This window comes from Pseudomonas fluorescens (assembly GCF_002022275.1).
Classification (GTDB): domain Bacteria; phylum Pseudomonadota; class Gammaproteobacteria; order Pseudomonadales; family Pseudomonadaceae; genus Aquipseudomonas; species Aquipseudomonas fluorescens_AJ.
In genome coordinates, this window is sequence record NZ_MSDF01000058.1 from 104,722 (window position 1) to 129,164 (window position 24,443).

15 protein-coding genes and 1 pseudogene are annotated in these 24,443 nt (G+C 62.4%); 6 read left to right on the top strand and 10 right to left on the bottom strand.

What is annotated here, in order from left to right:
• Positions 1 to 10: 10 nt before the first annotated feature.
• Complete coding sequence (locus BFW87_RS32475; RefSeq protein WP_078743176.1) at positions 11 to 10,975, bottom strand: non-ribosomal peptide synthetase; 10,965 nt, start codon at positions 10,973 to 10,975, stop codon at positions 11 to 13.
• A gap of 209 nt (positions 10,976 to 11,184) precedes the next feature.
• On the opposite strand from BFW87_RS32475, the gene BFW87_RS29160 reads away from it, so the two are divergent.
• Both BFW87_RS29160 and BFW87_RS29165 read left to right on the top strand, forming a co-directional pair.
• Positions 11,185 to 11,436, top strand: coding sequence for a type II toxin-antitoxin system HicA family toxin (locus BFW87_RS29160; RefSeq protein ID WP_078743177.1), 252 nt, complete (start codon positions 11,185 to 11,187; stop codon positions 11,434 to 11,436).
• Complete coding sequence (locus BFW87_RS29165) at positions 11,433 to 11,798, top strand: type II toxin-antitoxin system HicB family antitoxin (RefSeq protein ID WP_078743178.1); 366 nt, start codon at positions 11,433 to 11,435, stop codon at positions 11,796 to 11,798. The genes BFW87_RS29160 and BFW87_RS29165 overlap by 4 nt, the downstream gene beginning before the upstream one ends.
• Here the strand turns inward: BFW87_RS29165 and BFW87_RS29170 are convergent, their stop codons facing one another.
• Positions 11,799 to 12,971, bottom strand: a complete 1,173-nt coding sequence (locus BFW87_RS29170; protein ID WP_078743179.1) for an MFS transporter — start codon at positions 12,969 to 12,971, stop codon at positions 11,799 to 11,801.
• Between the two features lie 171 nt (positions 12,972 to 13,142).
• Here BFW87_RS29170 and BFW87_RS29175 point away from each other — a divergent pair, with 171 nt between their 5' ends.
• Both BFW87_RS29175 and BFW87_RS29180 read left to right on the top strand, forming a co-directional pair.
• Entirely contained in the window at positions 13,143 to 14,108 is a 966-nt protein-coding gene (locus BFW87_RS29175) for a GlxA family transcriptional regulator (protein ID WP_078743180.1), read from the top strand.
• Between the two features lie 65 nt (positions 14,109 to 14,173).
• Positions 14,174 to 14,635 carry a DUF4440 domain-containing protein gene (locus BFW87_RS29180; RefSeq protein WP_078743181.1) on the top strand — a complete coding sequence of 154 codons (462 nt, stop codon included), beginning with the start codon at positions 14,174 to 14,176 and terminating at the stop codon, positions 14,633 to 14,635.
• Here the strand turns inward: BFW87_RS29180 and BFW87_RS29185 are convergent, their stop codons facing one another.
• The 6 genes from BFW87_RS29185 to fmdA form a co-directional block, all read right to left on the bottom strand.
• On the bottom strand, positions 14,636 to 15,991 hold the full coding sequence (locus tag BFW87_RS29185; RefSeq protein ID WP_078743182.1) for an MATE family efflux transporter: 1,356 nt from the start codon (positions 15,989 to 15,991) through the stop codon (positions 14,636 to 14,638).
• Positions 15,992 to 16,016: 25 nt separating this feature from the next.
• On the bottom strand, positions 16,017 to 16,592 hold the full coding sequence (locus BFW87_RS29190) for a DUF2239 family protein (protein ID WP_078743183.1): 576 nt from the start codon (positions 16,590 to 16,592) through the stop codon (positions 16,017 to 16,019).
• Positions 16,593 to 16,656: 64 nt separating this feature from the next.
• Positions 16,657 to 17,613, bottom strand: a complete 957-nt coding sequence (locus BFW87_RS29195) for an AAA family ATPase (protein WP_078743184.1) — start codon at positions 17,611 to 17,613, stop codon at positions 16,657 to 16,659.
• Positions 17,614 to 17,616: 3 nt separating this feature from the next.
• Positions 17,617 to 18,660: an aliphatic amidase gene (locus tag BFW87_RS29200; protein WP_078743185.1), complete on the bottom strand. Its 1,044-nt coding sequence runs from the start codon at positions 18,658 to 18,660 to the stop codon at positions 17,617 to 17,619.
• Positions 18,661 to 18,675: 15 nt separating this feature from the next.
• Positions 18,676 to 19,023, bottom strand: coding sequence for an FmdB family zinc ribbon protein (locus BFW87_RS29205; RefSeq protein ID WP_078743186.1), 348 nt, complete (start codon positions 19,021 to 19,023; stop codon positions 18,676 to 18,678).
• 2 nt (positions 19,024 to 19,025) lie between these two features.
• The gene (gene fmdA / locus BFW87_RS29210; protein WP_064452754.1) at positions 19,026 to 20,255 is read right to left on the bottom strand and encodes a formamidase; all 1,230 of its coding nucleotides are present in this window, start codon (positions 20,253 to 20,255) and stop codon (positions 19,026 to 19,028) included.
• A gap of 258 nt (positions 20,256 to 20,513) precedes the next feature.
• Here fmdA and BFW87_RS32680 point away from each other — a divergent pair.
• Positions 20,514 to 20,999: pseudogene (locus BFW87_RS32680) on the top strand (MCP four helix bundle domain-containing protein); the annotation flags it as partial.
• Between the two features lie 420 nt (positions 21,000 to 21,419).
• On the top strand, positions 21,420 to 22,127 hold the full coding sequence (locus BFW87_RS32685; protein WP_439848406.1) for a methyl-accepting chemotaxis protein: 708 nt from the start codon (positions 21,420 to 21,422) through the stop codon (positions 22,125 to 22,127).
• 14 nt (positions 22,128 to 22,141) lie between these two features.
• Here BFW87_RS32685 and BFW87_RS29220 read toward each other — a convergent pair whose 3' ends face one another.
• Both BFW87_RS29220 and urtE read right to left on the bottom strand, forming a co-directional pair.
• A complete protein-coding gene (locus tag BFW87_RS29220) occupies positions 22,142 to 23,596 on the bottom strand; it encodes an amidase family protein (RefSeq protein WP_078743188.1) in 1,455 nt (484 codons plus the stop codon).
• Between the two features lie 150 nt (positions 23,597 to 23,746).
• The gene (gene urtE, locus BFW87_RS29225) at positions 23,747 to 24,436 is read right to left on the bottom strand and encodes an urea ABC transporter ATP-binding subunit UrtE (protein WP_078743189.1); all 690 of its coding nucleotides are present in this window, start codon (positions 24,434 to 24,436) and stop codon (positions 23,747 to 23,749) included.
• Positions 24,437 to 24,443: the final 7 nt, after the last annotated feature.

The following is a 24,443-nucleotide window of genomic DNA, read 5'->3' on the forward strand; positions in this document are numbered from 1 at the left end:
TAGCCCTCAATTAAGAAATGAGTTTCTCAAGATCATTGGCTGATAGACGTTTGAGGGCCTCCAGAGATTTAGTCAGTTCATCCTGCAAGGGCTGTAAATCGCCCTGCAGCCCCTGCAGCTCATCACAGAAACCCTGCAGGTTGTCGGTGGTGAACAGCACTTTAAGTGGCACTTCCAGGTTCAATTGCTCGCGAATACGCATCACCACCTGGGTCGCCAGCAACGAATGGCCGCCGAGGGCGAAGAAGTTGTCATGGCGCCCTACGCGTTCAACCTCCAGCACCGCCTGCCAAATGCCCGCCACATCGCTTTCAAGCTCGCCTTGTGGGGCCACAAAAGCCTGCTGCATCAGGCTGGCGTCCGGCTCGGGCAACGCCTTGCGGTCCAGTTTGCCGTTTGCCGTCAGTGGCATTTGCTCCAGCAATACCCAATGTGCAGGCACCATGTAGTCCGGCAGGTCGGCTTTCAGCGCTGCGCGCAGTTCATCACGCCAAAACGCGAGGTCATCCACCGGCATGCGCGGCACCACGTAGCCCACCAACTGCGTACCGCCGGCGCCTTCCCGCGCCAGCACGACGGCCTCCCGCACGACAGTCTGGGCCAACAGGCGCGCCTCAATTTCGCCCAACTCGATGCGAAATCCACGCACCTTGACCTGGTGGTCGATACGCCCCACGTAGTCGATCACACCGTCGGCGCGGTAGCGCGCCAGGTCGCCGGTGCGGTACAGGCGCCCGCCGTCGGCGCCGAACGGGTCCGGTACAAAGCGCGTACTGGTGAGGTCGGCACGGTTCAGGTAGCCCCGCGCCAAACCCGCGCGCCCCACGTAAAGCTCGCCAATGCAGCCCCGGGCGACCGGATTCAGTTCGGCATCCAGCACGTACCAGGACAGGTCCGCAATCGCCACACCAATCGGGCTGGACGCCCCTTGCTCAAGGTCGGCCAGCGACAGCGGGCGGTACGTCACGTGCACCGTGGTTTCGGTAATCCCGTACATGTTGATCAAGCGTGGCGCCGCATCGCCAAAGCGTTCGAACCAGGGACGCAGGCTGCTCACCTCCAGGGCCTCACCGCCAAACACGACGTACCGCAGCGACGTCGCTTGCGGCGCGGCACAGGCCTCTTGCATCAATTGCTTGAAGGCCGACGGCGTCTGGTTCAGCACCGTGACCTGTTGCGCTTGCAGCAAATGCAGAAACGCTTGTGGCGAGCGGCTGACCTCCTGCGGCACGATCACCAGGCGCCCGCCGTAGAGCAACGCGCCGAAGATCTCCCACACCGAAAAGTCGAACGCGTAGGAGTGGAACAGCGTCCAGCAGTCCTGCGGACCAAATTCAAACCAGCCCTGGGTGGCCTCGAACAAACGCAGCACATTGCGATGTGGCAACAGCGTGCCTTTGGGTTTGCCGGTGGAGCCTGAGGTGTAGATCACGTAGGCGAGGTTATCCGGCCCAACATTGACCTGCGGGTTGTGCTCGGCGCCAGCCTGCGCGCCGTCGATCAACAGGCTGTCAACGCCCTGGGGAACCGGCAGGTGTGCCTGGGTCAACAGCAGGCTCAGGCCGCTGTCCTGGATCATGAACTGCAAGCGCTCTTGCGGGTACGCCGGGTCAAGCGGCACGTAGGCTGCGCCGGCCTTGAGAATCGCCAGCAAGCCCACCAGCATGTCGAACGAACGCTCCACCGCCAGACCCACCCGAACTTCCGGGCCAACACCCCGCGCAATCAGCGTGTGGGCCAGGCGATTGGCGCGCCGGTTCAGGTCGCCATAGCTCATGCGCTGGCCTTCAAACACCAGCGCGACCGCGTCCGGCGCTTTCGCCGCTTGCGCTTCGATCAGTTGATGAATCGCGGCGGTTTGCGGGTAATCCACCGGTTCGCCATTCCACTGCTGCAGCGTGCGCTCGCGCTCATCGTCGGCCAGCATCGGCAATGCGGCGAGGCGTGCCTGCGGCTGCGCGACAATGCCTTGCAGCAAAGCCTGCCAATGGTGCGCCATGCGCTCGATGGTCGAGCGCTCGAACAGGTCGGTGGCGTAGGTCAACGAAGCAGCCAGACCGTGCTCGGTCTGCGTGGTGTCCAGCACCAGATCGAATTGCGCCGTGCCGCTGTCCCACGCCAAACCTTCAATCTGCAGCCCCGGCAATTCAACGGTGCGACGCTCGGCGCCCTGATGGTTGAACAGCACTTGGAACAACGGGCTGTAGCCGAGGTTGCGTTCCGGCGCCAGCGCTTCCACCAGCTGTTCGAACGGCAAATCCTGATGAGCCTGGGCCCCCACGGCAGCGGCCTTGACCTGGGCCAATAACTGGTTGAACGGCAGGCTCCCATGCACGTCGGCACGCAGCACTTGAGTGTTGACGAAGAAGCCCAGCAACCCTTCGGTTTCGATCCGGTTGCGGTTGGCGATCGGCACGCCGACGCGCACGTCCTGCTGGCCGCTGTAGCGGTGCAACAAGGTCTGGAACGACGCCAGCAGGAGCATGAACACGGTCACGCCCTCACGCCGGGCAACCTCGTGCAGCTCGGCGGTGAGTGCCGCCGCCACGGTGAAGTCCAGGCGCGCCCCCTTGAAGCTTTGCTGCGCCGGGCGCGGGCGGTCAAACGGCAACTCCAGCACCGGTTGCTCGCCAGCCAGTTGAGCGGTCCAGTAATTCAACTGTCGCTCACGCTCGCCCTGCTCCAGCCATTGCCGCTGCCATACCGCATAGTCGGCGTACTGCAGCGGCAAGTCGGCCAATGCCACGTCTCGTCCGAGGCTGAACCCCTGGTACAACGCAAACAGCTCATCGACCAGCCGTTGCATTGACCAGCCATCGGAAACGATATGGTGCTGGGTGATAACCAGCACGTGAGCCTCGGCGCCCACCGACAACAGGTCGACGCGCAGTAACGGCCCATTGACCAGATCAAATGGCCGGCGTACCTGGGTTTCCACCCACGCCTGAAGGTCTTGCCCGGCCGCTGCAGAGTGACGCTCGACCGATACCGGCCGCGTCGGGTGAATCACCTGCAGCGTTTGCGCGCCCTGTTGCACAAAGGTCGTGCGCAGCGGCTCATGACGCTCAACCACACGGTCAAAGGCCCGTTGCAACGCGTCGATATCCAGCGCGCCCTCTATACGCAATGCAGCGGGCACGTTGTAGGCGGCGCTGTGCGGGTCGAGTTGCCAGAGAAACCACTGGCGCTCCTGGGCAAACGATAACGCTAGCGGTTGCGCACGCTCCTGGGCCAGCATCGGCACCTCGGGCACTTGTTGCAGATCGCTGCAGGCCTGGGCAAACCCGAGAAGCGTCGGTTGCTCGAACAGCGCACGCAACGGCACATCCAGGCCCAGCACGTGACGCACCCGTGAAATCACTTGAGTCGCCAGCAGCGAGTGACCGCCGCGCTCGAAGAAATGATCATTCAAACCCACTGCGTCAACCTGCAGCACGTTTTGCCAGATGGCGGCCAACTGGATTTGCAGCGAGCTTTGCGCCGCTACATACGCCACCTGACCTTGATTGATCGTCGGCTGCGGCAGTGCGCGGCGGTCGAGCTTGCCGTTATTGTTGAGGGGCAAGGCCTCAAGCATCACCCAGTGGGCAGGCACCATGTAGTCCGGCAAGGACTGGCGCAACACCGCCGCCAAGGCTTGCGCTTCCAGAGCTGCGGACTGCGCCACGACATACGCGACCAACTGCGCGCCGGTGGGCCCCTCCAGCGCGATCACAGCCGCCTCGCGCACCTGAGGCAGGGCTTGCAGGCAGGTTTCGATTTCGCCCATCTCGATGCGGAACCCGCGGATCTTCACCTGGTGGTCAATACGGCCCACGTACTCCAGCGCCGCCTTTTCGTTGTAGCGAGCGAGGTCACCACTGCGATAGAGCCGCGCGCCCGGCACGCCGCAGAACGGATCAGGCAGGAAGCGTTCGGCGGTCAGCGCCGGGCGATCGAAATAGCCCTGGGCCAGGCCCGCCGAAGCCCCGATACACAGCTCACCGACGCCACAGGTCGGCAGCAATTCAAACGCGCTGTCGAGCACATACAGCGCGCGCCCTTCAATCGCCCGGCCGATCGGCATGCCATAAGCGTCGTTGGCGTCCGCTCGCTGGCAGTCATGCACGCTGGACACGACGGTGGCTTCGGTCGGGCCATAGGTATTGAGCAAACGCACCTTGCCGAGCCCGGCCTCATGCCAGGCGCGCACACCTTCCACCGCCATGGCTTCACCGCCCACATGCACCTGGCGCAGGTCGCCCAGGGCGCGCCCGTCGACGGCACACTCCTTGGCCAGCAAATACCAATAGGCCGCGGGCAAGTCGGCCAGCGTGACGCCGTGCTCAACGATCTCCCGCGCCAGCAGCCCGGCGTCCCACAACTCGTCACCGCGCATGATCAGCGCTGCACCAACGCACAGGGGTGGGTAGCACTGCTCGACAAAGCCGTCGAAGCTGAAGGTCGCGAACTGCAACACCCGGTCGGCGGGCGTGAGCGCACTGTAATCTGCCGCCGTGTCGCAAAACTGGTCGAGGGCGGCATGGTCGATGGCCACGCCTTTGGGCTGACCGGTGGAGCCGGAGGTGTAGATCACATAGGCCAGGTCGCCGGGGGCGGCCCGGTTTGGCGGGTTGGTCGCCGGGTAGCCCGCCAGCTCTTCGCCGCGCGCGCTGAAGTCCACGCGAGTCAGCCCCTGAGGCAAAGGCAGGTCGGCGAGCAAACCGGTTTCACTGAGCAACAGGTTCAAGCGGCTGTCCGCCAGCATGTAGCCCAGCCGTTCGGTCGGGTATTTCGGGTCGAGCGGTACGTAGGCAGCGCCGCTTTTAAGGACCGCCAGCAGGCTGACGATCAATTGCGGCCCGCGCCGGGACGCCAGGCCCACACGCTGGCCCGGGCCTACGCCGAGCTCCAGCAGGCGATGAGCCAGGCGGTTGGCGCGCGCATTGAGTTCGGCGTAGTCAAGGCGTTCATTGCCCGCCTGTACCGCGAGAGCGCCAGGGGTGGCCTGGGCCTGAGCGGCGATACGCTCATGCACACGCACCTGCCGCAGAGCCGTGCAAGGGGATTGGCTGACCGCAAGCAGCGTGCGTTGCGTACCGTCATCCAGCAATTGCAGATTGCCGAGCGCCACCTGCGCATCCGCTACCAGTTGCGCCAGCAGGTGCTGCAGGTTGGCACTCAACTGCGCGACCTGTGGCGCGCTGAAGCGCGCACGGTCGTAACTGAATTCCAGGCGCAGGCTGGCACCCAGCTCGATGCCCAGGGTCAGCGGGTAATGGGTGCGCTCATGGTTGTGCATCTTGCCGAAGGTCAGCCCGGCGGGCGCGCCTCCCTTGAGCGCCTCGGCCACCGGGAAGTTTTCAAACACCAGCAAGGTGTCGAACAGCGCCGCGCCTTGCTGGCCGGCCCAACCCTGGATGTCGTAGAGCGGTGTGTGTTCATGCTCGCGCAGGCTGAGGTTGAGGGCTTGCAGCTCAACGAGCCAGTCGGCCGCCAACTGAGCGGGCGAGGCCGCGCTGATGATCGGCAATGTGTTGATGAACAGCCCCAGTTGCTGCTCGATGCCCGGCAGTGGCGCTGAACGCCCGGCGACGGTGGCGCCAAAAGCTACGCAATCCTGGCCGGTGTAGCGTTGCAGCAGGAGGCTCCAGGCACCTTGCAGCACGGTGTTCAGGGTGACTTTATGCTGACGGGCGCACTCGCCGAGGGTGCGGGTGAACACGCTGTCCAGCGTCACGTGATGGTCAGCCATGCCCACGCCGTCAACTGGCGCGCGCAATGCTTCAGCCAGCAAGGTCGGCGCTTGCAGCGGTGCCAGGGCGCTCTTCCAGAACACCTCGCCCGACGCTTGTTGTTGCAGCCAACCGAGGTAATCACGGAACTGCCCCAACGGCGCCGGCAGCCCAAGACCGGCGTAATGGGAGATGACTTCGCCGAGCAACTGGGCGTTACTCCAGCCATCCATCAGGATGTGATGGCTGGTGAAGATCATGTGCCAGGTGGCGCCCGTGGCGCGCACCAGCATCAGGCGAAACAGCGGTGCCGTATTGAGTTCGAAGCCGCGCTCACGCTCGGCGTCGGCCAGGGCGTCGAAGTCGGCGGCCGGGTCCTCGATCACTTGCAGCTGCAAGTCAATCTGGCGGTGGATCACCTGATGGGCGCCGTCCAGGCCCTGCCAATGGAAGCTGCTGCGCAGGATGTCATGCCGGTCCAGGGCGGCCTGCCAGGCACGCCCGAAGTTCAGCAGGTCGAGCCCATCAATGTCCAGGCGTAACTGGTTGATGTAGGCCTGAGCCTCGGGCTCATACAGCGTGTGGAACAGCATGCCTTGCTGCATCGGTGACAGCGGGTAGAGATCGGCAATGGCCGGGCCAGGCACCGGCAAATCGTCCAATTGCTGCTGGGTCAGACGCGCCAACGGGAAGTCAGACGGCGTCACCTGCCCGGCGGGCGTGGCGCAGCAGTGCCGGATCAGCGCCTTGAGTTCGGCCGTGTACTCATCCGCCAGGCGCTGGATGGTCGAGGCCTGGAACATCTCGCAACTGAACCCCCATTGCAGCGACAACTCACCGCCATACACCTGCCCTTCGACTGTCAGCCAGTTGGCCAATGGCGCTTGCGGGTCCTGTGCCTGGCCGCTGCCTTGGGTGGCCGGAACAAACAGCGCCGACTCATTGAACTGACGGTCGAACTGGCCGAGGTAATTGAAGGTGATGCGCGGCGGGGCCAGACCTTCAAGGGTTTCGCGCACTTCGGGCGCAGCCAGGTAACGCAGCAGGCCGTAGCCCAGGCCCTTGTCGGGCACCGCGCGCAGCTGCTCCTTGATCGATTTGATCGCCGTCGACAGCTCGCCATTCGCTTGCAATCGGACCGGGAACAGGCTGGTAAACCAGCCGACGGTACGGGTCAGGTCGAGCGCGTCGAACAGGTCTTCGCGGCCATGTCCTTCGAGCTCGATCAACGCGGCTGCCTGCCCGCTCCAGCGGCAGACCACGCGGGCCAGCGCCGTCAGCAGCAGGTCGTTGACCTGAGTGCGGTACGCCGCCGGGGCGTCTTGCAGCAACTGGCGGGTCAGCTCGGCGTCGAGACGAGTTTCGAGCTTGCGGCCCAAATGGTTGTGCAACGCGCCCTCGAGGTTGTCACACGGCAGCTCGAAGTCGACGGACTGCGCCTGCCAATACGGCAGTTGTGCGTTGAGGGTGTGTGCATGGTCTTGCAGGTGTTGCGCCCAGTGCTGATAGGCGCTGGTCCGGGCCGGCAAAGGCGCCTGCCGATACGCCTGTTGCAGGTCTTCCAGCAGAATGCGCCACGAGACGCCGTCCACGACCAAGTGATGCACCACCAGCAGCAAACGCTGGGTGCCATCGGCCATGGCAACCAGAGCGGCGCGCAGCAACGGGCCTTGCGCCAGGTCGAGGCTGCGCTGAGCCTCATCACACAGTGCGGCGAGCTCGGTGTCGTCGGTTGCCTGGGACTGCCACAGTGCGGCCTCGGTGACAGGCGCCGCATGGGCTTGCTGCCACTCGCCCGCCTGCTGCACAAACCGCAGGCGCAGGGCGTCGTGCCTGTTGATCAACTGCGTCAGCGCCGCTTCCAGGCGCACGGGTTCCAGGACCTCACGCGGGGTCAGCAACAGCGATTGGTTCCAGTGGTGACGCGCAGGTATCGCCTGGGCAAAAAAGCGCTGCTGCACCGGCGTCAGAATCACTTCGCCGCTGACCGGGCCTTGATCGATCACGCTGGCCTGCTCACAGGTTGCGACCAGGGCCAGACTGCGGATGTTCTGGTACTGAAACAGGTCGCGCGGGCTCAGCCGGATGCCCGCCTGGCGGGCGCGGCTGACCACCTGAATGGAGATGATCGAATCACCCCCCAGCTCGAAAAAGTTGTCTTCCAGGCCGACGTGTTCGACGCCGAGCACATCGCTCCAGATCGTCGCCAAGGCTTTTTGCAGGTCATTTTCCGGCGCGACAAACGCCTGTTGCGGCGTTGCGTCCGGCAAGGGCAAGGCTTTGCGGTCGAGCTTGCCGTTTGCCGTGACGGGCAACCTTGCCAACGTAACCCAGTGCGTCGGCACCATGTAGTCCGGCAAGCTCTTGAGCAGCCAGGCTTTGAGGTCCGCGGGTGCATCGCTTTCGAGCACCAGGTAGGCGACCAACTGTTTGCCGCCCTGCACCAACACCACGGCCTCACGCACCGTCGGATGCTGCATCAGCCGCGTCTCTATTTCGCCCAGCTCAATGCGCAAGCCGCGCAGCTTGACCTGATGATCGAGGCGACCGAGGTATTCAATCACGCCGTCGGCTCGCTGGCAGACGCGGTCACCGGTGCGGTACAGGCGCTCACTCGCCAAAAAGGGGCTCGGCACAAAGCGCTCGGCGGTCAGTGCCGGGCGGCGGTGGTAGCTGCGAGCCAGGCCGGTGCCGCCAAGGTACAGCTCGCCGGACACGCCAGCGGGCACCGGGTTGAGTTGGGCGTCGAGCACGTAGGTGACGAGGTTGGCGATCGGCCGACCGATGGGCACGCTGTCGGCACCTTCGTCGATGCAGGTCCAGTGGGTCACGTCGATCGCGGCTTCGGTCGGGCCGTAGAGGTTGTACAACCCGGCGCCCGGCAACTTGGCGAACACCTGCCGTTGCGCGTCCAGCGGCAAGGCTTCGCCGCTGCACACGATGCGCTTGAGGCCCGTGCAGGCGTGCACGCCCGGCTCGTGAATAAACGCCTGGAGCATCGACGGTACGAAGTGCAACGTGGTGATGGCGTGACGGCCAATGGTCTCGATCAGGCGCGCCGGTTCACGGTGTTCGCCTGGTGCTGCGACGACCAGACGTGCGCCGGTCATCAACGGCCAGAAGAACTCCCACACCGACACGTCAAAGCTGAACGGGGTTTTCTGCAACACGGCGTCGCCGGCATCCAGGCTGTAAGCCTGCTGCATCCAGCACAGGCGATTGACCAGCGCACGATGGCTGTTGCCGGCGCCCTTGGGTTTGCCGGTGGAGCCGGAGGTGTAAATCACGTAGGCCAGGTTGAGCGCGTGAACCTCAACAGCGGGCGGCTGCGTACTGTAGCGGTCGAGCCAATCGGGTGAGGCGTCCAGGGCGATGACGGTATGGGCGCCCACCGGCAGCGACCCCAGCAGGCTTTGCTGGGTCAGCAGCAGTTGAATGCCGCTGTCTTCGATCATGTAGGCCAGGCGGTCCCAGGGGTATTCAGGGTCCAGCGGTACGTAGGCGCCGCCGGCCTTGAGAATAGCCAACAGGCCCACCACCATTTCGATGGAGCGCTCGATACAGACACCCACCAATACGTCCGGCCCGACGCCCTTCTCACCCAGGGCGTGGGCCAGCTGATTGGCGCGGCCGTCGAGTTGGGCATAGCTCAAGGTGGTGGCGCCGAACACCAGCGCCGGCGCATTCGGCGTGCGCTGCACTTGCTCTTCGATCAACTGATGGATGCCGCGCTCGGTCGGATAAGGTTCGGCAGTCCTGTTCCAGTCGTGCACCCATACACGCTGTTCGTCGACACCCAGCATCGGCAATTCGCCGACACGCTGTTCGCCATCGCCAACCATGGCGTGCAACAGGCTGATCCAGTGCCTGGCCATGCGCTCGATGGAGGGCGCATCGAACAGGTCGTTCGCGTAAGTCAGCGCGGCGTGCAGGGTGCCGGATTTCTCGTAGGTGTCCAGGGTCAGGTCAAATTGGGTGGTACGGGCGTGCCATTCCACCAGGGCGAGTTTCAGGCCGGAGGCGGTGCTGACGGAGGCGATGTCCGCTACCACCGGCTGGTGGTTGTACATCACCTGGAACAGCGGTGTATGACTGAGGCTGCGCTCGACTTTCAGCGCCTCCACCAAACGTTCAAACGGCAATTCCTGATGGGCCTGGGCGCCAAGGGCGTGCTCCTTGATGCCTTGCAGCAACTCGGCAATCCGCGTTTGCCCGGTGAGCTCGGTGCGCAAGACTTGAGTGTTGACGAAGAAGCCGATCAGCCCCTCGACCTCACTGCGATTGCGGTTGGCGATGGGTACGCCGATACGGATATCGCCCTGCCCGGTGTAGCGATGCAACAACACGTTGAACGCGCCAAGCAGCAGCATGAATAACGTCACATTGTGCTTTTGCGCACAGCTGCGCAGTTGCGCGGCCAACGCCGAGTCGATCGCGAAGGTGTGCCGCGTGCCTTGATAGCTGGGCATGGCCGGGCGCGGGCGATCAGTTGGCAACTCCAGCACCGGGTGCTCATCGCCCAGGCGTGCCTGCCAGTACTCCAGCTGACGCGCCTGCTCACCCGCCTCCAGCCAACGGCGCTGCCACAGGGCGTAGTCGCTGTACTGGATCGGCAGCGCTGCCAGTTGCGGTGCCTCATTGCGCTCATGGGCGTCGTAAAAACGGATGAACTCGTCGATCAGCACGTTCATCGACCAGCCATCGGAGACGATGTGGTGCAGGGTCAGCAGCAAGACGTGCTCCTGATCATCGAGCTTGAGCAACTGCACACGCAGCAGCGGGCCGTGTTCCAGGTCAAAGGGCTGCAGCGATTGACGGGTGGCGGCTTCGATGACGGCCCGCTCGCGTTCGAAGGGGGCCAAGGCGCTCAAGTCCAGTCTATCGATTGCCAATGAAGGATCGGCGGCGACTTGCGCCAGGCGGTCGTCTGCCTGGCGCTGGAACACGGTGCGCAGGGTTTCATGGCGCGCCACCAAGCTGGCGAAGGCTTGCTCCATCGCACCGAGGGTCAGCGCCCCCGTGAGTCGCACCGCGCCCGGCAAGTTGTAGGCGCCGCTGGCCGGGTCCAGTTGCCAGAGAAACCACATGCGTTGCTGTGCGTAGGACAACGCCTGGCGATCCTCCACCTCGACCCCTGCCGGAATCGGAAACCTTGAAAAATCCACCCCTTCTTTCTGCAAGGCTTGCAGGAACAAATGGCGTTTTTCCAGGGGCAACCCGATAAACCGGCGAGCAAGTTTCAAGGAGTCTTCAGCATTCATTTGGTGAGGTCCGGAGCAATAGGCAGGAAGCACAAAGGCACGTCGTCCCTATAAAACGAACCGGGGAGGGAAAAATTAGCGAGGGATGGGAGGCGCGAAGCGAGGTGTCATCAAGGGTTACATCAATCCCAGGAAAGACTCGCCCACACACGCTAGGATTGACGGACACCACTTTTTGCAACTACATTTAGTTACAGGCAAGGATCGCCGTGTCAAAAAATGAAAAGCTGCTCGCCAAACTGCTCAACGAGCACATGGCATTTACCTGGCCTGAGCTCGTAACGCTGCTGCGTTGGCTGGGCTACACACAGATTGAAGGGGCCGGAAGCCGCGTCAAATTCGACATCGGCGACCCCAGTGCAATGATTACCTTGCACAAGCCTCACCCCGGCAACGAACTGAAACACTACATTCGGCGCCAAGTCATCGAACAATTGAAATCAGGAGAACTGATTCAGTGAATAACCAACTGAAACACCAAGGCTACATCGGCTCTATCGAAGCCAGCCTCGAAGACAATTGCCTGTTCGGCAAGGTCCTGTTCATCAAGGCGCTGGTCAGCTATGAAGGGAAAACTGTCGCGGAACTGGACGCGGCCTTTCGTGAAGCCGTAGACGACTATCTCGCCACCTGCCACAGCCTGGGGCAAACACCGGAGAAGCCTTGCAAAGGCTCATTCAACGTACGCGTCGGCCATGACCTGCATTTGGCTGCGGCCCTGGCAGCCACCCGTAAAAAGGTGACACTCAATGACCTGACACGTCAGGCACTGAATGAGTTTTTGCAGCACCACAGCGCGGACCCTTGCCCGGCAATCAGCTGACTATCCAAGCCGTCGATACCCCAAAACCGCCGCACCCAATACCACTGCCCCCGCCACCAACGCCACCCAGAACCCGCTGGTGGCGCCAAAGTGGTCGATCATCCAGCCGGAACTGGCGGCACCAATGGCCACGCCGATGCTCAGGCCGGTGATCAGCCAGGTCATGCCTTCGGTCAACCGGCTGGGCGGGACGACTTGCTCCACCAGCGCCATGGACACGATCAGCGTGGGCGCGAAGAACAGGCCGGAGATAAAGATCGCCCCGGCCAGCCCGGGGATGTTGGTCACCAGCAATAAAGGCAAGGTGGTCAGCGCCGTGGCCACCCCGCAGAACAGGAACTGTTGCGGCAGCGGCACCTTGAGTTTGAGCGTGCCGAAGGCCAGCCCCGCCAGGCACGAGCCAATGGCGTATACGGACAGCACGATGCTCGCCGCTGCCGGTTGGCCTTGATGCTGGGCGAAGGCAACGCTGACCACGTCCACCACACCGACAATCACGCCCATGGCCAGCAGCAGGATCATAAGGATCAATACCGAGGGTGAGGCGATGAGCCAGCCGCCGTGATGATCCTCATGCTCATGCACCGGCGGTTCTGTCTCGCGTTGCAGCACAAAGGTAGTAACGCCCACTGCCAACAGCAGTGCAGCCACCAAAGGCCCTGCTTCGGGAAACAGCACCACGCTCAGGCCTACGGAAATCGGCGGGCCGATAATGAAGCACACCTCATCGAGCACCGACTCCAGAGCAAACGCGGTTTGCAGCCTGGGCTGGCCGCGATACACCTCGGACCAGCGCGCCCGCACCATAGCCGACATGTTCGGCATGCAGCCAGCGAGTGCAGCGAACACAAACAACAGCCAGCTTGGCGCCTGCATGCGCGTGCACAACAGCAGCATCAAGAGAGCCCCGCCGCCGATCATGGCAGCAATCGGCAGCACTCTGCCCTGGCTATAACGGTCGACCAAACGTGAAACCTGCGGCGCACAAAACGCCGTGGCCAGCGCAAACACCGCCGCCACCGCGCCGGCCAAACCATAGCCGCCATGCACCTGCGAAAGCATGGTGATCAGGCCGATCCCGGTCATGGACACCGGCATGCGTGCAAGCATGCCCGCCAGCACAAAAGCACGAGCGCCCGGAACCTGGAACAACTCGGCGTAAGGGTTTGCCATCCTGCTTAACCTCTTCCTAAGTGCCTTGAAACTTGCTATCTCACAGTATCAGGGCAAGATACTCGTGGCCCAGCCCGACGGCGAAATGGACGCGCAATTGCAACTCACCGATAAGGCATGCAGCGCCTACACACGTGAAACAGCTCGTCCGCCCTTTTCCCGGAGCCCATCATGCAGCGCATCGGTTTCATCACCTTTCCCGGTTTCGGCGTCATGAGCTTCGCCGCGCTGTCCGTCTTTGAGAGTGCCAACAACGCCGTGGGAAAAGCCCATTATGATGTGAGGCTGCTCTCCGAAACGGGCGGGCCAGTACGCAGTTCCCTGGGTGTGGTCGTGCACACCGAAGGCTTCGATGACACCGCGTTCGACACGGTGATCATCGGCGGCGGCAATGATCGCGAATTTACCGCGCCACTGCTGACTTATCTGCGACACGCCGCCGTGCACAGTCGCCGCCTTGCGGCCACCTGCTCGGGTACATTCTTTCTGGCTCAGGCGGGGTTGCTCGACGGTATGCGGGCGACCACCCACTGGTTTTTTGCCGACGAGTTTCGCGCGCGCTATCCCAAGGTCCAACTGGAAGAAGAGCGATTGTTTGTGATCGACGGATCTATCTGGACCAGCGCCGGCATGACCGCAGGCATTGATCAGGCATTGGCCATGGTTGAAACCGACCTGGGGCCGGCAGTCGCGCGCGCCGTGTCGAAAAACTTCATTCTTCAGAGCCGCCGCGTCGCAGGCCAGCCACAACGTTCGGTGCTGCTGGATATGGAACAGCAAACCGACCGGATTCAGGCGGCCATGGCCTATATGCGCAACAACTTGCATCGTGCGTTGCCCCTGAGTGAACTGGCAGACGTCGCGCACCTGAGCCTGCGCCAGTTCAGCCGGGCGTTTCACGCGCAAACCGGGCTTTCACCGGCCAAAGCCGTGGAAAAGCTACGCATTGAAGCCGCCGTGGCGCTGATCCAGGATGGACGTCACCCCCTCGACAACATCGCCCGCCAAACCGGATTTGGTGACAGCGAGCGTATGCGTCGCGCGTTCATTCGCCAGTTCGGTGAGCCACCACGGGTGATACGACGCACGGCGAGAAACCCCGCCGATGCGAGCGCAATGTCCAGAAACGAGGGGTAAATGGCCTTCGCTGGCGCTCGGGCTGGCCTAAGCTTGATCTCAGCGACCATCCCTGAGGAACCCTTATGAAACGTTGTGCACTGGCCTTCTGCGCCCTGTTTTCGCTACTCCCCCTCACGCCCGTTTTCGCGACCCCTCAAGAGGATGAAACCCGCGCGTTTTTTACCCGGTTCGTCGAGGCGCAGAACGCCCATGACCTCGTCCAGATCAAAGCCATGCTCTGGGACTCACCGAAAATGCTTTGGTTTGCCCGCGGCGAAGCCAACTGGGGCCCCGACGGCGTCGTCAGCAAGCTCAAGGATTACTATAAGGGCACCTGGCAACTGAAACCGGACATGAGCCATTTCAGCGTGGTGATGGTGAACGACGAGGTCGCCCAATTGATGGTCCCGGTGGCCTTTACCCGCGGCCACCCTGGCGAAGCGCCGCAGGTCGACACGTTCCTGATCAGCCAGACGCTGTTGAAAGACAAAGACGGCTGGCATGTCGCAAGCATCCTGCCGGTCGCCGATACCCACTTTAAATAATCACACCAACCGCTTGATCTGCTTGTGCCGCCACACCAGTCGGTAATACGCCGTCTGCAATGCCAGCATCGCCAGGTAGGTCACCGGAAACGCCATCCACACGCCTTCAAGGCCGAAGTGTGCGTTGAGCAAGTACGCCATCGGCAGCTCAACGCACAGTACGCAGAAGATCGAAATAGCGACGGGCATCAGCACCACGCCGCTGGCGCGCATGATCCCGCCAATCACGGCCTGGAAGCCGAACACCAGAATGCTCCAAAGCATGATGTGCAAAAGGTGTTCGGCGTTGACGCGCGCGGCGTCGTCGGTGATGAACAAGCCAAGTAGCCAGTGCGATAACAGGTAGCCGAGTACGATCAACCCGCCGGTGAGGCACGTGTTGATCAAAAGCCCCGTGCGCAAGATCGGCCCGATGCGTTCCAGACGCCCGGCGCCAATCGCCTGGGCACCGAGGATCGATGCGGTGATCGCAATCGACAGCGCCGGGAACTGCACGTAATTGACGATCTGCGTGACCGCGCCATACGCCGCCGTGGCTTGGGAGCCGTGGCTGTTGACCAGGGCGAGAATGACCAATTCCGACAACGACAGCACCACCATCTGTAAGCCGGTGGGCAGGCCGATGCGCAGGACTTTGCCGAGAATCGCGCGGTCCAGGCGCAAAGCTGCAAACAGTTCACGGTCCGGCGCCATCACGTGTTTTTTATGACGCAGGCGCAGGATCAGAAACAGCATGGCCGACGCGTTGCCCACCAAGCCTGCGTACACCGCACTCTGGATGCCCATGGGCGGCAGGCCGACCCAGCCGCGAATCAGTGCCGGGGTCAGCAGCAGGCCCACCAGGGTTGAAACCATCAGCGCCAGCAACGGCGAAATCGTATCGCTGACGCCCCGCAGCAACTGGGTGTAGAGGATAAACACCAGCAGCAGCGGCATGATCAACATCATGACCTGGGCGTAGCCCACCGCATCGTCCAACACATCGACCGGCGTGCCCAACGCCTGCAAGGCCGGGCGCGCGAACAGGCTGCCGAGCACTGCCGCAATCAAACCCACCAGCGCACCCAGCGTCAAGGTTGCGCCAGTGATCACCTTGACCATCGCGGTTTCCTGAGCGCCCCACGCCTGGCCGATCAACACCGAAGCGCCCGCCCCCAGTCCGATCACCAGGGCAATAAAGAAAAACACGATGGGGAACATCCCCGACACTGCCGCCAGCGCCTGGGTGCCGAGCATTTGCCCGACATAGATGCCGTTCAACGTGCCGGAAAAACTTTGCAGGAAGTTGGACAGCACCATCGGTGCCAAAAAGATCAGGTAGATCTGCCACAACGGCCGATTGGGAGTGACTTGCATGGTGGTTCGGGTCCCGGAATTATTGTTAGACGGGGAAAGCATTGCGCGACAGCCAGGCCAGGTACGTCTGCACGTCGTCGGGCCAATGCGCAATCTTGCTGGAAAAAACCGCTGCATCACTGCCAAACAACGCCCTTGAGGCGTCTTCAAAACCTGGCAGGTCGCCGCCGATGGCACTCATGAAACGATAGCTGGCTTCTTTGGCCAGGCGCATCTGATCACGGGCCGCATGGGCGCTGCGAGCTTCATCGACCAACCGGCGCAACGCCGCCGAGGCGCCGCCACGCTGCTGGCCCAGCCACTCCCAGTGGCGCGGCAACAAGGTGATTTCCCGCGCGACCACTCCCAGTTTTGGACGGCCGACAGACGCAATTGCGGGGGGCTCGTCATCCAGCTCAACCTGCGCCGCCGGCTCGGGGGCGTAATCAGGCGGCCAAGGGTAGTCGACTTGGCTGCCGGTGGCGTCATCGAAGACCAGAAAGCTGCCAGCTGGCAGTTCGAAGTGTGAAAGGGCGTCAGCAACGGCGCGATAGCTGCCCGTCGCCACGCGCTGATGGCGGACAAATGCGCTGCATAAGGGAACAGTTGACGTAGGTATCATTTATTACCCGGGTGTTATTTGTTTTACCCGGGTCATATTAGTCGCACTGTCAGGGTTTGCAAGGCTATTGCGAAGAAACCTCCAATTGTTCCTCGCGAAGGGTCGCGCACATCCGTTGCACAGAGGGTTCTCGCAGCACACATTCGGCGATGGCGGGCTCCAGCTCCACCCGCAAGCGGCGGCCCAACGCCCTCGCGCCAAACCGCACATCATGCTGACGGCACAACCAGGCCCTCGCCCGTTCATCCACACTCAACGAACGCTGCTGCAAGGCCAGGCGCTGATTGAGTTTGCCCAATTCCACGTCCAGCAACGCGTCCAGCCAGTGATTGCCAATCGGTTCGAACACCAGGACACGGTCGATACGGTTGAGAAATTCCGGCTCAAAGTGCGCGTGCAACGCCTCTTCCAGCACCGTCGCCTCGCCCCGCATGAATACTCGCAACAAGCGGCGCCAGCCATAAGCAAACCGCTGGCGATGACGCCGCGCCTGTTGCGCGCCGATATTGCTGGTCATGAAGATCAGGCTGTTGCGAAAGTCCAGCGTACGCGTGCCGCCGGCCAGGGTCAGTTGGCCGTTTTCCAGAATACCGAGCAGGCTGCGCACCACTTCCTGACTGGCCTTTTCCAGTTCGTCGAACAGCACAATGCCGGGTCGGCTGTAAGTGCCCTGGATCAGCTCGCTGTTGAACAGGCTGATGCCCTCCTTGCTGCCCACATACCCCGGCGGCGCGCCGGTGAGCGCTGCGGCGTAATGCTCCTGGGCCAGGGTGTGCATGTCGATGCGGCAAAAACTGTCGGCGCGACCATGCAGTGCCTGGGCGAGCAGGCGCACAATTTCGGTTTTGCCGACGCCGGTCGGCCCCATGAACAGGTTGACGCTCAGGGGTCGGTCACGCTCGCCGATGTCGGCCTTGACCACTTTCAGCACCCCTTCCATTTGAGCCAACGCAGCGTCCTGCCCCACGATCCGGCTGCGTAACAACGCCATCACCTGGGCCGGATCAAAGGTAAAACGCATGCCCTACTCCGCCGTCTTTTCTTGGCCGCCGTGTGGCAACTGCCCCACCGGGCACTCGGCGACCCCCACCGTGCTGCGGGTGAATTGCTCGACGTTCTCCTGAGCCTTTTGCGCGTCGAGCACCCAGGTGCGGTAGAACTCGAACGGGCAGTCGGCCACGCCTTTGTCGCCATCGCCCGAGGCATGCAGGCCGGTGTAGCCCCGGTGCAGCAGTTTGAACAGATGGTTCTGCGACTGATCATTGGCCCGCGCATCGCGGATCTGCGACACCGACAACTGCGCGTACTGAATGCCCATCTCCTCCTCGCCGCATTCGCCCAGGGTACGCCCGTCAAACCCGATAATCGCCGAGTGCCCGAAGTACGAATACACCCCGTCGAACCCGGCGGCGTTGGCCACCGCGACGTAGCAGTTGTTCGCCCAGGCCATGCTCTTGGACATCTGCACCTGCTGCTCCTTGGCCGGGTACATATAGCCCTGGCAGCGCACGATCAGCTCGGCACCTTTCATTGCGCAGTCGCGCCAGATCTCCGGGTAGTTGCCGTCGTCGCAGATAATCAGGCTGATCTTCATGCCCTTGGGGCCGTCGCACACATAAGTACGATCGCCCGGATACCAGCCTTCGATGGGGCACCACGGAATGCATTTGCGGTAACGCTGCACGATTTCGCCAAGGTTATTGATCAGCATCAGCGTGTTGTACGGGGCCTTGTGCGGATGCTCTTCGTGGCGCTCGCCGGTCAGGGAAAACACGCCCCAGGTATTGGCTTGGCGGCAAGCCGCGGAAAAAATCGCGGTCTCCTCGCCGGGGATGCTGGCAGCGGTCGCCATCATCTCGTCATGGTCGTACATGATCCCCATGGTGCTGTATTCGGGGAACACCACCAGGTCCATGCCCGGCAGGCCCTGCTTCATGCCAACGATGATTTCGGCAATTTTGTTCGCGTTTTCGATGACCTCGGCCTTGCTGTGCAGGCGCGGCATCTTGTAGTTCACCACCGCGACACCGACGGTGTCAGGGCTGCTGGAAATGTCGCCATGACGCATAACAACGCTCCTGGTCTAGTGACTGATCATCCACGGCCGTGGCCCGGTTTTGGTCTTGAGGCCCAATGGGTTGGCTTTGCTCGGTTCCACCTTCTTGCTGGTGCCGCAGCAACTGCAACCCGCCGGGTGTCGGCGACTCTCCTGATATTCACCCACCGTTTGCGGCGCATGCGCGCTGCGCTCGTTGCCAGCGATGGCTTTGCGCTGGTTGGCAGAAAGAATGCTCAGCGCCGGTGCCGACACCAACAGTTGCCCGCCGGCCGAGGCGCAGTACGGGCATTCGCTGGGGTCGTGGCGCTGGGAGATGGGCCGCAGCATGGTGAAGGTGCCGCAGGTGTCGCAGCTGTATTCGTAAGTCGGCATGGCTACAGGTCCGGGGCGATGGGCAGGTCGATGCTGCCGTCGAGGAACTTGGTCGGGCCATTGGCGTTGGGGTTGATGTCGAATTCAAAGATTTCCGTGGGCAGCCACAAGGTCGCACACGCATTCGGAATATCCACCACGCCGCTGATATGCCCTTGCACCGGCGCCGAACCGAGCAGCGCATAGCCCTGGGCCGGCGAGTAGCCGAACTTGGTCAGGTAGTTGATCGCGTTCAGGCACGCCTGGCGGTAGGCAACGTTGACGTCCAGGTAGTGCTGCTGGCCCTGTTCGTCCACCGAAATGCCTTCGAAGATCAGGTAATTCTTGTAGTTCGGTGTAATCGGGCTCGGCTTGAACACGGGGTTCTTGATCCCGTATTTGGCCATGCCGCCCTTGATCAGCTCGACTTTCATGTGCACCCAGCCGGCCATCTCGATGGCGCCGCAAAAGGTGATTTCGCCGTCGCCCTGGCTGAAGTGCAAATCGCCCACCGACAGCCCGGCACCGTTGACGTAGACCGGGAAGAAGATCTTCGAACCCCGCGACAAATCCTTGATATCGCAGTTACCGCCGTGCTCACGCGGCGGCACAGTGCGCGCGCCGGTGGCAGCGGCGTCATCGCGGGCCTGACCCTTGAGCTTGCCCATGTGCGCGGTGGCCGCCAGCGGCGCGTTGGCCAGCGGCGGCACGCGGGTCGGGTTGGTGTCGATCAGTTCCTGCTCGCGACGGTTCCAGTCGGCAAGCATCACCGGGTCAGGCAGGCAACCGATCAAACCGGGGTGGATTAAACCGGCGAAATTGACACCCGGAATGTGCCGTGAGCTGGTGAACATCCCCTTGAAATCCCAGATGGCTTTTTGTGCGCTGGGGAAGTGATCGGTGAGAAAGCCGCCGCCGTTCTGCCGCGAAAAGAACCCGTTGAAGCCCCACTGGGAATCCGCCTTGGCGCCGATATCGAGCAGGTCCACCACCAGCAAATCACCGGGTTCTGCGCCGTGCACACCCACGGGGCCCGAGAGGTAATGCACGGTGGACAGGTCCACATCGCGCACGTCGCTGGCGTCGTCGTTGTTCTTGATCGCGCCGGCGGTCCAGTCGTAGGTTTCCAGGATGAAATCATCGCCCGGCTTTACCCAGCAGGCCATCGGGATATCCGGGTGCCAGCGGTTATGGATATTTTCGTTTTCGGTGACGGGCTGGTTGAGGTCGACTTTGATCAGCGTTTCGGTCATGGGCTGGCTCCTGGACGGATGACGTGTTGCGTTCAATCCAGTCTCAGGCGCACAGGGCAAACGGAAAATACGTTGGATGACGTATAAAACCCGAGGGCCGGGTTTTATTCCATCAATTCGCTCAATGTCAGGGTCAGCAATTACTGATTGGACGCACCGGCTGAGGGTGTTTAGATTCCGCGAGACAGATAGCTTTTAGCCATCACTCTTAACCCTCTGATTATCGGGCCTTTCATGAAAAAACCTGTCTCGTTAGCGATGCGTATCGGATTGGGCTTTGCGTCCACGCTGTCGTTGCTGGTACTGATCACTGCCGTCGGTATCCAGCGCGTGGGTTTTATCGACAACACCCTCAAGGACGTCGCCGAACAAGCCGCCGTGGCCCAGCGCTACGCGATCAACTTTCGAGGCAGCGTGCACAACCGCGCCATCGCCATTCGCGATGCGGTGCTGGTCAAGGACGAGCCGGCGTTAAACGGCCACCTGGCTGAAATCGATCAGCTCAAGCGCGATTATCAGGATTCCGCGGTCATGCTTGACCGCCTGTTCGCCACCAGCGCCAGCGCCGAAGAAACCCGCCTGCTGAGCGATATCAAAGCCATCGAGGTCCAGGCGCTCGCGTCCTCCGAGCGCGTGATCAACCTGCGTCGCGCTAACGATATCGGCGCCGCCCAAGACCTGTTACTCGCGCAAACCTCGGGCTATTACACCGAATGGCTGAAACGCGTAAACGCACTGATCGACTTCGAAGAAGCCCAAATCAAACACAGCCTGGGCACCGTGCAGACCGCCGCCAGCCAGTTCGCGCTGCTGATGATCGCCGCCAGCACGGTGGCAATCATCTTGAGCGTGCTGGTGTCGCTGCTGATCATCCGCAAGGTCAAGGCCACCCTTGGCGCAGAACCTGAGGAAGTCGCCGAGGCAATCCGTCGCCTGGCCAATGGCGAGCTGAACCAGCCGATTGAAACCCGCTACCCCGACAGCGTAATGGGCATCCTGAAAAACGCCCTGAACCGCCTGGGCGACACCATCACCGAGGTGCGCGCGGCCGCCCAGGCCTTGCGCCATTCTTCGGTCACTCTATTGTCGGTGGCCAGCGAAAACCGCCAGCAGATCACCCTGCAAACCAGCGAAGCCCAGCATGTGGCTGCCGCCATCACGCAAATGGCGGCCTCGGTCAGCGAGGTCTCGGGCTACGCGTCCGCCGCCTCCAAAGCGACCAGTCTGGCAGACGCTGAAGTCAACAGCGGCCACCGCCTGGTGGGCGAAGTGAGCACAGCGATCGAAGAGTTGGCGACGATTCTTGAACAGGCCACCACGCGCGTCAATCAAGTGTCCAGCGACAGTGAAAACATCGAAACCGTGATTGAAGTGATCAACGCCATTGCCGCGCAAACCAACCTGCTGGCGCTGAACGCCGCGATTGAAGCGGCCCGTGCCGGCGAACACGGCCGTGGTTTTGCGGTGGTGGCTGACGAGGTGCGCTCACTCGCCACACGCACTCAGGAATCCACTCAGGAAATCCGCGAGATGATCGGCAAGCTGCAAAGCGGCACCCAGGACGCCGCCGACATCATGCAACGCAGTCGCACGCTGGCACAGGTCACCGTGACGCAGACCCGCGACTCCCAAGTGGCGCTGGGCAAGATCAGCCAGGAAGTCGGTGCGATCAACGCCATGAATGCACAGATCGCCAGTGCCTCGGTGCAGCAGAGCGCGGCGGCGGAAGAAGTGGCGCAGAACGTCACGCGCATCCACAGCTCCACCGTGCAGTCGGCGGCCGGCTCCGAGGTGGCGGAAAGCTCCAACCGCGAACTGGCGGATCTGGCAGACCGTTTGAGCACCAAGGTGGCGTTCTTTAACGTGGCATGAACGCTGGCGCCGTCTTACCTCAGGCCGGGAGGCGCTTGAAAACCGCCGACGACTTCGGCCAGGCACTCGGCGAACTTGATCGTGGTGCGATCCTCAAAAGGCGCGCCGATAATCTGCACCCCTACCGGCAACCCCTGGCGGGTGAGGCCGATGGGTGCGCTGGTCGCCGGCAGGCCCATCAGGGTGGCAGGCGAAATCCATTGGTAGAGGTCGGCGTAGTGGCGTTTTTTACCGTCCACCTTCAGGCTGCGCAGGCTGATGACTTTGTATTGATCATGGGCAAACGCCGTGGTGAAGGTGGGCGGTGCGAGCACCACGTCAAAATCGTCAAAGGTCTTGAGGAAGGCTTCGCGCAGGTGAAGGCCTTGCTCATGGGCCTTCAGCCAGTTGGCGTGGCTTATGCCGGTGCCTTCATAGAACTTGTCGGCGTGCCGGGGCATGTCCATCACCTGTGCCAACCCGCGCAACACCGGCGCGATCAGGCCCATGAAGCGGCGGCTCGTGGCAGACAGCGACGCGCCCAGCTTGGCGCCCAACTGCACCAGATAGGCAGCAAACAACCGTTCCAGTGACGCACCGGCAGGCGCGCCCTGCACCACCTCCACCCCCGCTGCCTCCAGCTTCAGGCGCAACTGCCGATAGGCTTCGGTCATGTCGCTGTCGAGGGGGCAGTCGGCGTCTTCGGTCCACAACAACACACGAAAAGCCTTGAGGGACGCGCGGCGCGGCGCGGCCAGCTGCACCTGCCCGCCTGCGATCACGTCCAGCATCACTTGCAGATCAGCCGCGGTGCGCGCCAACGGGCCGATGACATTCAGGTGCCCCTCTGCCAGTTCTCCCGGCGCCCCCGGAATATGCCCGCGTTGAGGCACGAGGCCATACGTGGGTTTATGCCCGTACACCCCGGTAAAGTGCGCCGGAATACGGATCGAACCGCCAATATCACTGCCCAATTCCAGGGGCGTAAACCCTGCCGCCAGCGCAACGACCGCGCCCCCCGAGGAGCCACCCGGGGTCAGCGCCAGGTTCCACGGGTTATTGGTGGTGTCAAACAGGCTGTTGTAGGTCTGGATATCCCCGGCCATCATCGGCACGTTGGTCTTGCCGTAGACAATCGCACCGGCATCTTCCAGGCGCTTGACCGCCGCGGCCGATTGCTGCGGGCGATGCTCGCTCAGCTCGGGGGCGCCGGCGGTACAAGGCATGCCGAGCACCTCAAAGGTGTCCTTGATGGTCATGGGCAAGCCATGCAACGGGCCCAGTGGCAGGCCGTTGCGCACGGCCGTGTCGGCCAGATCGGCCTTGAGCCGCGCGTCTTCCAGGTTCCACGCCACAATGCCGTTAAGCATCGGGTTGAGCATCTCCACGCGGGCGATATAGTTTTCGAGCAAGGCGCGGCTGCTCAGGCGGCCAGCGGCGATGTCGGCAAGCAACTCAGTGGCACTGCGGTAGCCGTTGTCGGGACTCATGGCGCTTCACCCGCAACGTGCAGCGTGTCGAGGGGAGAACAGGTGGCAGGTCTTGTTGTTATTCATCCGGGGAGGCTCGGTGTGTGGTCAGGTATTTCGGTAAACACCTGAGCCTATCCGGTTATTCCATGGATTACCTCACATAATGTTTCAGACTGAAAGGTAGCGGCTGATCGTCGCCTCATCTACCCGGTCGCGGGTCTCTTCGATCACGAAGCGGCCCTTTTCGATCACCAGGAAGCGGTCGGCGATTTCAAGGGTGAAGGACAGCACCTGCTCGGATACGACGATGGTCAGATCCCGCAGGTTGCGAATCTCTTTGAGGGTACGCGCGATGTCCTTGATGATCGACGGCTGAATCCCCTCCGTCGGCTCGTCCAGCAACAACACCTTCGGATTGGTCGCCAATGCGCGAGCAATCGCCAACTGCTGCTGCTGCCCGCCAGACAGGTTACCGCCCTTGCGCGACTGCATGTCATGCAGCACCGGAAACAATGCGTACAAATCCTCCGGCACTTTGCCCCGCGCAGAAGCCGGCAGCCCGGTCTGGATATTCTCGAGCACAGTCATGCTCGGAAAAATCATCCGGCCTTGTGGCACATAGGCAATTCCGCGCGCTACCCGTTCGTGGGTTTCCAGCGCCGACACGTCGTGCCCGTCGACCGTCACATGGCCTTTCCATTGCGGCAAAATCCCCATCAGGCTCTTGAACAGCGTGGTCTTGCCCATGCCGTTGCGGCCCATCACCGCGACGATCTCGCGCTTGGCCACGTTCAGGTCCAGGTCGTGGAGGATCTGGCTCTGCCCGTAGCCACAGGACAATTGGTCGATCTTGAACATGCCGGAT

Excerpts from the sequence above, each read along its gene's own strand:
- BFW87_RS29175 (WP_078743180.1), top strand. The coding sequence starts at position 13,143 with ATGCAGCGCATCGGTTTCATCACCTTTCCCGGTTTCGGCGTCATGAGC.
- BFW87_RS29170 (WP_078743179.1), bottom strand. The coding sequence starts at position 12,971 with ATGGCAAACCCTTACGCCGAGTTGTTCCAGGTTCCGGGCGCTCGTGCT.
- BFW87_RS32475 (WP_078743176.1), bottom strand. The coding sequence starts at position 10,975 with ATGAATGCTGAAGACTCCTTGAAACTTGCTCGCCGGTTTATCGGGTTG.
- fmdA (WP_064452754.1), bottom strand. The coding sequence starts at position 20,255 with ATGACCGAAACGCTGATCAAAGTCGACCTCAACCAGCCCGTCACCGAA.
- urtE (WP_078743189.1), bottom strand. The coding sequence starts at position 24,436 with ATGTTCAAGATCGACCAATTGTCCTGTGGCTACGGGCAGAGCCAGATC.
- BFW87_RS29185 (WP_078743182.1), bottom strand. The coding sequence starts at position 15,991 with ATGCAAGTCACTCCCAATCGGCCGTTGTGGCAGATCTACCTGATCTTT.
- BFW87_RS29195 (WP_078743184.1), bottom strand. The coding sequence starts at position 17,613 with ATGCGTTTTACCTTTGATCCGGCCCAGGTGATGGCGTTGTTACGCAGC.
- BFW87_RS32685 (WP_439848406.1), top strand. The coding sequence starts at position 21,420 with ATGGCGGCCTCGGTCAGCGAGGTCTCGGGCTACGCGTCCGCCGCCTCC.
- BFW87_RS29205 (WP_078743186.1), bottom strand. The coding sequence starts at position 19,023 with ATGCCGACTTACGAATACAGCTGCGACACCTGCGGCACCTTCACCATG.
- BFW87_RS29180 (WP_078743181.1), top strand. The coding sequence starts at position 14,174 with ATGAAACGTTGTGCACTGGCCTTCTGCGCCCTGTTTTCGCTACTCCCC.
- BFW87_RS29220 (WP_078743188.1), bottom strand. The coding sequence starts at position 23,596 with ATGAGTCCCGACAACGGCTACCGCAGTGCCACTGAGTTGCTTGCCGAC.
- BFW87_RS29190 (WP_078743183.1), bottom strand. The coding sequence starts at position 16,592 with ATGATACCTACGTCAACTGTTCCCTTATGCAGCGCATTTGTCCGCCAT.
- BFW87_RS29200 (WP_078743185.1), bottom strand. The coding sequence starts at position 18,660 with ATGCGTCATGGCGACATTTCCAGCAGCCCTGACACCGTCGGTGTCGCG.